General features: G+C 63.2%; 10 protein-coding genes and 1 tRNA gene. 7 read left to right on the forward strand and 4 right to left on the reverse strand.

The annotated features are described in order from the left end of the window. Positions 1–120 precede the first annotated feature (120 nt). The 5 genes from ada (at position 121) to GSQ90_RS13195 (ending at position 6,281) form a co-directional block, all read left to right on the forward strand. Positions 121–1,227: a bifunctional DNA-binding transcriptional regulator/O6-methylguanine-DNA methyltransferase Ada gene (gene ada, locus GSQ90_RS13175; protein WP_158815295.1), complete on the forward strand. Its 1,107-nt coding sequence runs from the start codon at positions 121–123 to the stop codon at positions 1,225–1,227. 177 nt (positions 1,228–1,404) lie between these two features. Continuing rightward, entirely contained in the window at positions 1,405–1,938 is a 534-nt protein-coding gene (locus tag GSQ90_RS13180; RefSeq protein WP_158815296.1) for a methylated-DNA--[protein]-cysteine S-methyltransferase, read from the forward strand. A 5-nt stretch (positions 1,939–1,943) separates the two neighbouring features. After that, on the forward strand, positions 1,944–2,663 hold the full coding sequence (locus GSQ90_RS13185) for a 2OG-Fe(II) oxygenase (RefSeq protein ID WP_371418375.1): 720 nt from the start codon (positions 1,944–1,946) through the stop codon (positions 2,661–2,663). A 107-nt stretch (positions 2,664–2,770) separates the two neighbouring features. After that, entirely contained in the window at positions 2,771–4,201 is a 1,431-nt protein-coding gene (locus GSQ90_RS13190; RefSeq protein ID WP_158815298.1) for an MFS transporter, read from the forward strand. A 184-nt stretch (positions 4,202–4,385) separates the two neighbouring features. Then, entirely contained in the window at positions 4,386–6,281 is a 1,896-nt protein-coding gene (locus tag GSQ90_RS13195) for an adenine deaminase (protein ID WP_158815299.1), read from the forward strand. Between the two features lie 79 nt (positions 6,282–6,360). On the opposite strand, the gene GSQ90_RS13200 is transcribed toward GSQ90_RS13195, so the two are convergent. Then, positions 6,361–7,887: a tetratricopeptide repeat protein gene (locus GSQ90_RS13200; protein ID WP_158815300.1), complete on the reverse strand. Its 1,527-nt coding sequence runs from the start codon at positions 7,885–7,887 to the stop codon at positions 6,361–6,363. 184 nt (positions 7,888–8,071) lie between these two features. Between GSQ90_RS13200 and GSQ90_RS13205 the strand changes: the two genes are divergently transcribed. Next, positions 8,072–9,454 carry an NCS2 family permease gene (locus GSQ90_RS13205; RefSeq protein WP_158815301.1) on the forward strand — a complete coding sequence of 461 codons (1,383 nt, stop codon included), beginning with the start codon at positions 8,072–8,074 and terminating at the stop codon, positions 9,452–9,454. A 175-nt stretch (positions 9,455–9,629) separates the two neighbouring features. On the opposite strand, the gene GSQ90_RS13210 is transcribed toward GSQ90_RS13205, so the two are convergent. Further along, positions 9,630–9,705, reverse strand: a tRNA-Ala gene (locus GSQ90_RS13210). A gap of 163 nt (positions 9,706–9,868) precedes the next feature. After that, complete coding sequence (locus tag GSQ90_RS13215; RefSeq protein ID WP_158815302.1) at positions 9,869–10,240, reverse strand: TIGR02300 family protein; 372 nt, start codon at positions 10,238–10,240, stop codon at positions 9,869–9,871. 176 nt (positions 10,241–10,416) lie between these two features. Between GSQ90_RS13215 and aroA the strand changes: the two genes are divergently transcribed. Further along, positions 10,417–11,763, forward strand: a complete 1,347-nt coding sequence (gene aroA / locus GSQ90_RS13220; protein ID WP_246731584.1) for a 3-phosphoshikimate 1-carboxyvinyltransferase — start codon at positions 10,417–10,419, stop codon at positions 11,761–11,763. A 64-nt stretch (positions 11,764–11,827) separates the two neighbouring features. Here the strand turns inward: aroA and GSQ90_RS13225 are convergent, their stop codons facing one another. Beyond that, positions 11,828–12,673, reverse strand: coding sequence for a phosphatase PAP2 family protein (locus tag GSQ90_RS13225; protein ID WP_158815303.1), 846 nt, complete (start codon positions 12,671–12,673; stop codon positions 11,828–11,830). Between the last annotated feature and the right edge of the window lie 120 nt (positions 12,674–12,793).

Here is a 12,793-nt window from a genome sequence, read left to right on the forward strand (position 1 = left end):
GAAATGAACGGCCGTCGGTGTCGCGCAGCCTATTTCGATTCGAAAGCAAGGGACGGAGCGATCGAGGCGGGCCTTTAACATTAAGACGGGCGGCATAAGTCAGTTCCCAGAGGCATGTCGATGAACAATAGTCCTATTGCAGATGGGGCCCGTCCGGCGAAGCCCGAGCTTTTCCTGACCGCGACAGAGCAGGATCCACGTTGGGCTCGCGTCGTCGCGCGCGATCGGGTGGCCGACGGCGCTTTCTATTATTCAGTGGCGACGACGGGCGTCTATTGCCGGCCGTCTTGCGCCTCGCGCGGCGCCAATCCAAAAAACGTGCGCTTTCACGACACGGCGGCGGCATGTGAAGCGGCTGGCTTTCGGCCGTGCAAGCGATGCAAGCCGAATCTGCTTTCACAAGACGCGCGGAATGCTGATAAAATTGCGCAAGTCTGCCGGTTGATCGCCAAGGCCGAAGAGCCGCCGACCTTGGCCGAAATGGCTAAGGCGGCGGGTCTCAGCCGCTATCACTTCCATCGCGTGTTCAAGGCGATAACGGGCGTAACCCCCAAGGACTATGCCGTCGAGAACCGCGCTTCCAAGGTGCGGAAGGAACTGACGCGCAGCCGGACTGTGACAGAAGCCATTTATGACGCCGGGTTCAATTCGAACGGTCGGTTCTATGAGAAGTCCGATGAATTGCTGGGCATGAGCCCGACCCATTATAGGGACGGCGGCGCCGGCGCCGCCATTCGCTTCGCGGTGGGCGAGTGTTCGCTCGGATCGATCCTGGTCGCGCGCAGCGACAAGGGGGTTTGTGCGATCCTGATCGGCGATGATCCCCAAGCGCTTGTGCGCGACCTGCAAGACCGCTTCCCCAAAGCCAATCTGATTGGCGCCGACGCGGAGTTCGAGACTCTCGTCGGCCAGGTCGTGGGTTTCGTCGAAGCGCCCGGCATCGGCCTCAATCTGCCGCTCGACGTGCGCGGCACTGCTTTCCAGCAAAGGGTCTGGCAGGCGCTGCGCGAAATCCCCGCGGGCGTCACCGTCACCTACTCCGAAATCGCCCGCAAGATTGGCGCGCCAAAATCGACGCGCGCGGTCGCCGGCGCTTGCGCCGCCAACGCATTGGCGGTCGCCATCCCCTGCCATCGCGTGGTGCGCAACGATGGGGCCCTGTCGGGCTATCGATGGGGCGTCGAACGTAAACGCGCTTTGCTCGATCGGGAAGCGCGCCGCGCTTGAACAAGCGGGCGTGGGGTCTCAAGGTGAGACAAGCTTCTTCTGGCCCCCATGCGCGCGCGGTTTTGTAGCGCCGATAGCCGCCGCCGATGCATTTCTTGATTTGAAAGCAAGAGCCGGAGTGCGCGGGTTCGCCCCTTTCGCGAAAGTGGCCCTACACAAACGCAAAGGATCAAAACCATGAACGCAATATTCAACCAGGCCCCTGTGGAGGCTGAAGAGCTTCGCTTCACCTGCGGCGATTCCTGGCTCGGCGCCGTGCTGGTCGCTGTGAGTTCGCAGGGCGTCGCCTCCATCCTGATAGGGGATCATCCCGACAAGCTGCGCCGCGAACTCGCTGCCGCTTTCCCACAAGCCCGCCTCGTCAGCGATGGCGATGGGCTGCGTGAGCCTTTCGATAAAGTCGTCGATTTCCTGGAAGCGCCGGGCCGCGGACTGGATATCACGCTCGACGTGCGCGGCAGCGCCTTGGAACGGGCCGTCTGGAAGGCGTTGAGGGCGATTCCTTCCGGCCAAACCGCCACCTATGGTCAAATCGCGAAAACTCTGCCGACGCCTGCGACGGCGCAGGAAGTCGGGGCCGCCTGCGCGGCGAATGTTTTGGCGGTCGCGATTCCCTGTCACCGTGTGGTGAAGGCGGATGGATCGATCTCCGGCTATCGCTGGGGAGTGGGCCGCAAGAAGCGGCTGATCAACCGCGAGGCCGTGGCGTGACGGCCCTGGTCTCCGCCTTTGACGCCAATCGGCGGCTTGCATTGCGCGATTGGGCGGGCGTCGCCGCGGCTCTTGACGCCCAAGGCTGGACGACGCTGACGTCGCTACTGGCCCCAGAGGAGTGTGATGCTCTCGCCCGTCTTTATGGCAAGGACGAAGGGTTTCGCAGCCGCGTCATCATGGGCAAGCACGGTTTCGGCCGCGGCGAATATCGGTATTTCGCCTATCCGTTGCCGAGCCTCGTCGAAGCGCTTCGCTCCGCGCTCTATTCCCGCCTCGCGCCCGTCGCGAACCGATGGCATGAGGCGATGGGCATGGACGTTCGCTTTCCAGCCGATCATTCCGCCTTCATTCAGCGTTGTCACGAGGCGGGCCAGACGCGCCCGACCCCGCTGCTGCTCCAGTACGGCGAGGGCGACTACAATTGCCTGCACCAGGACGTCTACGGCGCGCATGTCTTTCCGCTGCAGGTCGCGATATTGCTCAGCGAACCGGGCAAGGATTTCGACGGCGGCGAATTTGCGCTGACCGAACAGCGCCCCCGGATGCAGTCGCGCGTCGCTGTGGTTCCCTTGAAGAAGGGCGATGCGGTCATATTCGCCGTCAACAGCAGACCCGTGCAGGGCGCTCGTGGTTCCTATCGCGTGAATCTGCGCCATGGCGTCAGCCAGATCCGCGCGGGTCATCGCCATACCGTCGGCATCATATTTCACGACGCCGCTTAAGCGCGCCGCTCAGTCGAATTTTTTTCACACCCTGTCAAAACCGCGAAAGCTCGAACGTCTTTAAAGCAGCGGGACCTGACGCGTCGCAATTGGATCGAGGCAGTTTCATGCAAGATATGACGAAAACGGACAAACGCCGTGCGACAGGGCTCTTGACCGTGCTGCTGATGGGTCTGTTCATCACCAATGTTGACGTCGCCGTGGTCAATGTCGCGACGCCTTCCATCCACGATCGGCTGAACGCCTCAGGCAGCGAACTGCAATTCGTGGTCTCCGGTTATGTGCTCTCCTATGCGATGCTGTTGATCACCGGCGCACGGCTGGGCGACATCTATGGCTATCGGCGGCTGTTCCTCGTCGGGTTGTGTCTATTTACCGCCGCTTCGCTCGGTTGTGGGCTGGCCCCTGGCGCGGCTGCGCTGATCGCGGCGCGGGTCGTTCAGGGAATCGGCGCCGCGCTGATGGTGCCGCAGGTGTTGATCGGGATTCAGCTTAACTTCTTTGGCGATGCGCGCGCTCGCGCGCTCGGCCACTATTCCGTGGCGCTGTCGATCGGCGCCGTCGCCGGGCAGGTCGCGGGCGGCGTGCTCGTCTCAGCCAATTTGTTCGACCTGGCTTGGCGGCCGATCTTCCTGATCAATCTGCCGATCGGCGTGGCGCTGTTTGTCGCGGCGCTGCGATTCCTGCCCGCTGACCCTGGCGGCCGGCCGCGGCGGCTCGATCTCTGGGGCGTGGCGACTCTGTGCGCGACCGTGCTGCTGGCCTTGCCGCCGCTCATTCTCGGCCGCGCGCAAGGTTGGTCGCTATGGATCTGGCTGTGTCTGGGCGTAAGCCTCATCCCTCTTGCGGCGTTCATCGTCATCGAACGGCGCATCGCCGCGCGCGGAGACACGCCGCTGATCAATCTCCATCTGGTGTCCCAACCGGCCATCGCCTGGGCGCTCGTCGCTTTCGCCGCCGCCAGCATGACTTATTTCGCGCTGCTGTTCACGTTGGCTCTCTATCTGCAGCAAGGTCTTGGCAAGAGCGCTCTCTATTCGGGATGCGCTCTGGTGTCGTGGGTCGCGGCGTTTGGAATCGGCGGCCCGGTCGTGCGGCATTTGCCCGCGCGAATCATGCCTCTGGTCGCGCCCTTCGGCTATCTCATTCTCGCAGCCGCTTATCTCGCGATCAGCGCCTGTCTGTTCAGCGGATATGGCGGCGCCATCCTGCTCTTCATATTGCTCGGATTCGGCGGCCTTGGACTGGGGATCGGCTACACCGCCAATATCCGCCATCTCACTTCGGCGGTCGAGGCCCGCTATGCGCCCGATATGAGCGGCCTCATCACCACGAATTCGCAGATCTCGGGCTTGATCGGCGTAGCGACCTTCGGAACCGCCTATTTTGAGCTCGCCGCCAGGCCGGGACCGGACGCTGCGACGCACGCCATTGCTGCCGTTGTGGTCGGCTGCGCCTTCGCCGCGTTTCTTGCGACAATCGCGGTGTATCGGTCCAGCCATGGCGTGGTCGCGGCCGCGGCCGAATCGGTGGCTTAGAGTGTGCGTGCGTCCTGCGCCGTGAGCCCCGCTGGCGAGACCAACAGTGAAAAGGATTTGGATCGGTTGCCTGGCGTGGCATAAAGCGACAATGTCCGGGCCGCGCATGCGGCCAAGCACGAACGCCGTCAACTGAGGCGGCCGACCGGGAAGGGTCTATGCTCAGATGGCGGATGGGACTTTGATGGACGAGGGGACTCGCCATATCCCCAATCAATCGGCTCCTCTGTGCGACGATTTGATCGACGCCGCAAAGGAAGTGCGCATCCGTCAGGATCTCGTGCTGACCGCGCTTGGGAAGCGCCCGGCCGACAAGGCTTTGCGGGTCGGCCGCCTCCTTGATGTCCATACGCGCTCCTGGCGCGAGGATTGGGAAATTATCGTCAAGGGTCGCCGGATCGCCTGGATCGGTCCAGCTGGGGAATATCAAGGCGAGGTCCGGGAACGCTTCCATGAGCCGGCGCTCGCCGCGGTTCCCGGCTTTGGCGAAGTCCACAAGCATATCGAAAGCTCGCATCTGACGCCGGAATGGGAAGCGGCTTTGGTGCTGCCGCGCGGCAATACCTGGACCTGTGAAGCGAGCCACGAATTCTCCAACGTCAACGGCCCGCGCAATCTCGAATTCTGGCTCGAGGCGCGCAAGCGCGGCTCGCCGCTCAAGATATTTCCCTTGCCGGGTTCGGCCGTCCCCCCCACCGCCTATGAATGGGGCGGCGGCTATTTCGGCTATGACGAACAGAAGCAATTTATGGCCGAGAGCCTGATGGTGGCGGGCCTCGATGAAGTGATGGACTGGCCGGCGGTGTGGAACCCCGACAACCCGTCCTATAAACGGCTCTGGGGCATGATCGAGGCGACGTTTGCCGCGCGGGGGGTGGTCGAGGGCCATGCCTCAGGCTTGCGCGATGCCGCTTCGATCAACGCTTTCGCATCAGCCGGCCTCGCCTCCGATCACGAGGTGCAGACGCCGGAAGAGACCTGGGACAAGCTCACGCGCGGCCTCTTCATCGAGTTGCGCATCTACGCGATGCCCGAGATCGTGAAGTTCCTTATCGATAAGGGACTCGCCGACTGGTCGCAGATCGCCTTCACCACGGATGATCGCAGCGCCTCGCATACGCTGGAGCTTGGCGCGACCGACTACAATGTGCGGCTGGCGATCGAAAACGGCCTTGCGCCGGAGATCGCGATTCAATGCGCGACCATCAATCCGGCGCGGCACATGCGGCTGACGCCGTTTGTTGGCAGCCTTTCGCCGGGCCGCTTCGCCGATGTCGTGCTGCTTTCCGATCTGCTGTCGCTCAAAATCGAAAAGGTCTGGGCCGACGGCGCGCAGATTTCCGAAGGCAAACGCTACATCGGCGCCGTTCCTCGCATCGACTGGCCGAGATGGGCGACGCATACGGTCAATATCCAGCGCGAGGTGAAGGCTGAGGATTTCGCGCTTCACGCCGCGCCAGGGCGCGCGACGATGAAGGCCGCCGTCATTCGCCCGTTCCACTGGCATCCCGATTTCTACACGCTCGAAATGCCCGTCCGCGACGGCGAGGTTCAACGCGACCCAGCCGAGAACATCACCAAATTCGCCATTGTCGATCGCTTCTCGGGCGAGGGGAGGATTTCGAAAATGTTTTGGCGCGGCTGCGGGCCGCGTGACCCCGAAACCGCGCTCGCCTGCTCGGTCGCCCATGACAAGCACAATATCTGGACTGTTGGCTCCTCCGACCCGGCGATGGCGAAAGCCGTCAACGCCTTGATGGACATCCAGGGGGGCTGGGCGCTAGTGCGCGAGGGCGAACTCGCCGCCACCGTGCGCTTTGAGATCGGCGGCCTGATGTCTTGCCGCCCGGCCGAGGAACTCGACGCCGAAATGCAGAATCTCTACGCCGAAGCGAGACAAGTCGACTGGATGTACGAACCGACCTTCCGGCCGCGCTGGTATCCGGGATTTCCTGAGCGGCTGATGTTCGCAACCCTCACCTGCGCGCCCTGGACCTGGGTGCTGGTCGCGCCGTGCGAGCAAGCGCCAGACGGATTTATCAACGTGCAGACCGGGGAGGCGCATCCGGTGGTATGGTGACCGGCGTCGTCCCAATTTGTATGTCCGCAAGGAGCGAAGCCGCCGCACGCCCAGGCATGTCGTCGATCTACCCGAGCCTTTACTCCTCGGGCATTCCTGCTTTGCGCAGGCCATCGATTGTCCGCTCCCAGCCTTCCAGCGTGCGCGGATCGCTGCGCGGATTGGCGACCTGGGCGAGGAACGCCTTAAACGCTGCGATGGTGGCGATTCCGGTAAGAGGGAGCGCCAGGTAACGCTGGAGCGCCTCATGGGCCTCGGCCTCACGGCCCGTCAACGCAAACGCCGCGATGAGGTCTCCATGCGCAAACACATTGCTCGGATTGATCGCGATCGCCCGGTCAGCCCATTCGATCGCCTGATCGTACTGCTTCAGCCCGAAACAAGCGGCCGTGTTCCCGCTAACCCAAAGACCTAAACCTGGATCATGTGGGCTGAGCCGAATCGCCTTGTCGAAATATTCGTGGCTCTTTTCAAAATTCCCGAGGCCGAGATATGTCCAGCCGAGGTGCGCATCGGCGTCGACGATCGCCGGGTCCAAGGCGAGCGCGCGTTCGTCTTCCGCGATCGCCTCATCGTAGCGCGTCTGGAGCTCGCGTATGCTCGCCTTGAAGGCGTGCGCAGGGGCGTAATCTGGATCGAGGGCGAGCGCTTTCGAAACCAATCCATCTGCTCGCTTGAGACCGGCCTCGGGATCGGCGCTGCGGCCGAGCCCCACTGGGAACCAGAACTTGAGAGACAAATAGCTCAGGGCGCGGACGTTCTCGGGATCGGCCTTGAGCGCTTGTTCGCAGAGACGGAAAGTCGCTTCGGCTTCCTTGCCGGCAAATTCGCCTTTTTCCACGGCGGCAATGCACTGGAAGGCCAAGTCCTGAGCCTTAGGATTTGCGGTGGGCTTCCGGTTGAGTCGGGCGGCTTCGATGTCGGCGCGTTGAGCGACTATCGCGGGCGCCAGATGGGTGAAGATTTCGTCCTGCATCTGCAACAAGTCGAAGCGGGCGGCGTCGAATTGATCGCCCCGGATTTGCGTGCCGCTGTCGGTGTCGATGAGCCGGGCGTCGACCCTCACCCGCTCGCCGCCGGGTTGGACCGAGCCTTCGAGCACATAGCGCACACCGAGGTCCTTGCCGATGGCCTTGGCGTCGACCGGCACGCCTTTGTAAGTGAAAGCCGTATTGCGCGCGATGACGAAGCTGCCGGGGAGGCGTGCGAACGCGGTGGTCAATTCATCGGTGAGAATGCCGGCGAGATAATTCTGCGTCGGATCGCCTGACAAATTGGCGAAGGGCAGCACCGCGACGGAGAGACGCGCGGCCTCGATAGGCGCCAGCGTATTTGTCTCGGCGGCCGCGGGTCGGTTCGCAACGAGGAAATCACAAGCGCCGCCCGCCACCGTCACGAGAAGCGCGGCGATCCCAACTTTGAGTAGGGCCACCGCCGGGCGCTTTCGCGGGTCGGCGACCTTCGTCTTGGTGGGAATGTTCGTCTGCCACGAACAGACCTGGATCGATTTGGCGGTTTGCTTGCCCAGGCTCTCGCCATGATCGATCACGTCCTTAGCCTCCGCTTGTCGCTCATAGCGCCCGTCCGAGGCTGTCCAGATTAGCATGAAAACCTGCAATCGACCGTCTGTCTCGCTATCGAGCGGTCCTGCAAGGGAAAAGCGGCCCGGGGCTTCGGACAGAGCGATCGGCTTGGGTCGACTACGAAAATTAAAACTGAAACAATGCAGAAGAGCGGCGCGTGTCTTGCATGATGGCCTTTGCCGCCAAAGGGCGACGAAGGGTTGAAGCATGGAAGACCGAACCGCCTCGAACGCAAGCTCCGCGGCGCCGCCTTCAAGCGGTTTCCTCGACCGCACCTTTCATTTGTCCGAGCGCGCGACCTCGGTCTCGCAAGAGCTGATCGCCGGCGCGACTACCTTCGCCGCCATGGCCTATATCCTCGCCGTCAATCCCTCGATCATGTCGAACGCCGGCATGGACCGTGGCGATCTCGTGATCGCCACCGCGCTCGCGGCTTTCTTCGGCTCGGCGATGATGGGCCTTTGGGCCAACCTGCCGCTGGCCGTCGCGCCTGCGATGGGGTCCAACGTCATCTTCACCTATGTCATCGTCAAGCAAATGGGCGCGCCCTGGCAAGGCGCCCTGGCGATGGTCGCCTTTACCGGAATCGTCTTTCTCATCCTGTCGTTGTCGAAGCTGCGCGAGAAAGTCGCCAAGGAGGTGCCCGAGGCGCTGAAAATCGGCATCCAGGCGGCGGTCGGCACATTGATCGTCTTCATCGGCCTGCGTGGGGCCGGCTTCATCGTCGCCAATCCCTCGACCTATATCGCGATGGGTTCGCTCAAGAGCCCGGCGGTGCTGCTCACCATGGTCGGCATTCTGCTCACCCCGGTGCTCGTGGTGCGCAAGGTTCCCGGCGCGCTGATCATCGCCGTCGCCGCGATCACGCTTGTCGGTTTGTTCGTACCGGGCGCCGGCGGCAAGATGGTGACGACAGCGCCGGCCTCGCTCGTCGCCTGGCCGAAATGGCCGGCGAGCACTTTCGGCCAGCTTGATTTCAAATGGCTGTTCGGCAATTTCCTTATTGCGTTGCCGCTGCTATTTTATTTCATCTGCGCTGAATTTTTCTCGACGCTCGGCACGTTGATTGGCGTCACCGGCGCGGCCAATCTCCGCCGGCCTGACGGCTCGATCCCCAGCGCAACCGCCGCCTTCGCAACAGATGCGACGGCAAGCATCGTCGGTCCGATCCTCGGAACTTCGGTCGTCACCGCCTATATCGAGTCGATTGCGGGGGTTCAGGCGGGCGGGCGCACGGGCCTTACCGCCCTCACGGCGGCGGCGCTCTTCGCGCTCGCGCTGTTCTTCTGGCCGATCTTTGTGATCGTGCCTCCACAAGCCACGGCACCGGCGCTTGTGGTCGTCGGCGTGCTGATGATGCAGGGCCTCGCACGCATCGATCTGACCGATCTGTCGAACGCCATTCCGATCGTTCTGACGCTGCTCGTCACCGTGTTGACCAACAATCTCATCAACGGCATGGCGCTTGGGACGTTGAGCTTGATTCTCATATTCGTTGCGACGGGCCGCGCGCGCGAAATCAGCGCAATCGTCTGGGGCCTCGGAATCGTGTTTCTCGCCTTCTTCTATGTCACGACGATGCTGATGTGAGAGCAGGGCGCTCGCCAAGTTGTCGAGATCGTCGCGACGCCTAGCTTTCGCCGAAACTGAATGGCCGTGACGCCTGAGGCGCGGCAGGCCTCGACGAGTAAAACGCTATATTTGTCGGCGTCGCCCTGCGCTATCTAAAATGAAGGCGCAGAAACGCGCGATGGACGGAAGTGGTTGGTGGAGCCAGACGGAATCGAACCGACGACCTCTTCAATGCCATTGAAGCGCTCTCCCAACTGAGCTATGGCCCCAAAAATCAAGAACCCGATGAGCGGGGCCGGTTGGGACCGGCCTCGTTTGCAGCGGGGCGCTGTATAGACTCAAAGACGGTCCGCTCACAAGGCCTGTTTCGCGTTTTCCTCGTAATCGCCCGTTAAACCCCGCACATCCATGCTTCGCGCGCTGCTTGCGACGTCACGGTTCCTCGTCGTTGACGATATCGCCGTCGATCAGCGCGGCGACGTCGTCGTCATCCTCTTCTTCTTCTTCGAGGAAGGTGTCTTCCACGGCGCCATCGTCCTCGACTTCGATATCGTCGTCAGCGACAGCGGCGACCTTCTCCTCTTCGACATCAGCCTCTTCCAGAGGCACCAGTTCGATGCCGGCGGGCGCCGCGGCCTCCTCTTCCTCCTCTTCGTCCTTGGGCGCCGCGCGCTGGGCGCGCGCCGCCACCCCCTGGAAGATGGTTCCGCATTTGGGGCAGACGATTGGGTCTTTGTTCAGATCGAAGAATTTGGCGCCGCAGTTCTGGCATTGGCGCTTGGTTCCGAGCTCGACTTTCGCCACTTCTGTAAAATCCCTGATCTCGGGTAATCGCTTTGGGTGGCTTCGGTTAGTCGGGTGCAAAGCCCATGTCAATGCGCTTTGCATCGCTTGTCGACACGCGAGACGCCGGATGCTACCAGCCCCGGGCTGGCGAAGCGCCAAAGGATCAGGGTTTCGTGGGAATTGTGAGCTAAAACGTGTCTTCGAACCCGAATATCGCGGCGACGCCGCTCTCTTGCCGCCGCGGCGGCGCGCTCAAGGGCGCGGTGCGCCCGCCGGGCGATAAATCGATTTCGCATCGCGCTTTCATTTTCGGCCTGCTTTGCCGGGGCGTCACCGACATCGCCGGGCTGCTGGAAGGCGACGATGTGATGCGCACCGGCGAGGCTTGCAAGGCGCTTGGCGCGCGCATTGAGCGCATTGGCGAGGGAAACTGGCGCGTGGCCGGAATGGGGGTGGGGGCGCTGCTGGCGCCGCCGCATCCGCTCGATTTCGGTAATGCCGGCACCGGATCGCGACTGATGATGGGCGTGGTCGGCGGTCATGCCGTCACCGCGACGTTCGACGGCGATGCTTCTCTGCGCAAACGCCCGATGCGCCGCATCCTCGATCCCCTTGCACTGATGGGCGCGCAGGTGCTCTCGCAGACCGAGGGCGGGCGCTGCCCGATCGTGTTGCGCGGAACCAGCGAGCCGGCGCCGATCGTCTATCGCACGCCGGTCGCCTCCGCGCAGATCAAATCGGCCGTGCTGCTGGCCGGGCTCAACGCGCCGGGCGCAACAACTGTGATCGAGACGGAAGCCTCGCGCGATCACACTGAGAAAATGCTGCGCCACTTCGGCGCCGAGGTCGAGGTTGCGCCGGAAGGCGTCGCGGGCCGGCGGATCACGCTCAAAGGGCGTCCCGAGTTGCGGCCTAATCCGGTCGTCGTTCCCGCCGATCCTTCCTCGGCCGCTTTTCCGATGGTCGCCGCGCTGATCACGCCGGGCTCCGATATTACGATCGAGGGCGTGATGATGAACCCGCTGCGCACCGGCCTGCTGACGACTCTTCTCGAAATGGGCGCTGAAATCGAAGTGGTCGATCAGCGTCTGGAGGGCGGCGAGGATGTCGCGAATTTAAGGGTGCGCGCCAGCGCGCTGAGGGGCGTCGACGTGCCTGCCGCCCGCGCGCCCTCGATGATCGACGAATATCCCGTCCTCGCGGTCGCCGCCGCCTTTGCGCAAGGCGAAACGCGGATGCGCGGCCTGCACGAATTGCGCGTCAAGGAATCGGATCGCCTCGCCGCCGTGGCGGCGGGTCTGGCCGCGGCGGGCGTCGACCACGCCATCGACGGCGACGATCTGATCGTGCGCGGCGGCGACGGCGACGTGCGCGGCGGAGGTCTCGTCGAGACCCATCTCGACCATCGTATCGCCATGAGCTTTCTTGTCATGGGGATGGCGTCGGACAGAGCGATGGCGATCGACGATTCCGCTATGATAGCGACCAGCTTTCCCGCCTTTCGCGGTCTGATGGAGCAACTCGGCGCGCAATTTGCCTGAAGGGTGGGCGCTGGGCGCACTCAGTGTACGCAACCAACTCTGACCGTTATCAGCGGCCAGCCCTCTACGGCGCCTGCATCGGTTGCTGCGCCAGGGCGTCGGCTTCCGCCTTGCAGTCGCGCTGGGGCGCGAGCTTTTTGGCGCGAACGGCGGCGAGTTCGGCCTTCGCGGCGTCGAGATCGGCGAGGAACGCCGGCTCGTCATGCAGCCGCGCGACCGTTCCCGCCGCGAGCGTCAAACTCTCGATCACATCGCTTTCCCAATGAACATTGCAGACGACGCGGCTCTGCCCGAAAGCGCGGCCCCGCGCCAGAATCGCCTGGCTCTGTTCGGGGGATATTTCGCTGAGAATCAGCGCCCAGGTCCAGCCGATCGCCGTATGCCCGGAGGGATAGGAGCCGTTATGCGTAAGAGCGTCCTCGTCGCCGGGCGTGCAGGTCGGCGCCTTGTTGACCATGAACGGCCGCTTGCGCATGTAATTTTCCTTTGCCTTGCCTGTGGAGGAGCCGCCATCGGTCATGGCGCGGCGCAGCAACTGATAGAGGCGCGGCGTGTCCGCCTGCGTTACCGGCGCGCCCAGCGCGCAGGCGAAATCGCCAGCGGCTGAGGGGAACGACAGATCGGCGTCGAGCGCTGCGAGATCCCAGCGTGGCGTGCCTTTCAGCGCAAGATTCGTCCGGCTGATCTCCTCATCCATCGCGAGCACGGCGGACCCATCCGTCGGGGGCGGCGGCAGAAGGGCGAGGCTGTCGGGAATCGTGGTTTTTGGCAGATAGCCCATCAAGACGCCCGGGTGGATTTCCGGGACAGGCGGAGCGTCGTCCGCCGCCGCGAAACCGGCGCCCCCGACAAGCCATACCAGGGCCAACCCGGCGACGCGCGTGGTTGAACGAAATCGCAGGCATTTCATTTAGAGCGTCCTTCGTATTGTCAGCGGCCAACCGGACCCGTGTGTCGAAACAATATCGTCCGGGCGATGCCGATTGCGAGGGGATATTCGCCTCGCTTCGATCCATGACCGCCGGCCCCG

This window comes from Methylocapsa sp. S129, assembly GCF_009765995.1.
GTDB lineage: Bacteria > Pseudomonadota > Alphaproteobacteria > Rhizobiales > Beijerinckiaceae > Roseiarcus.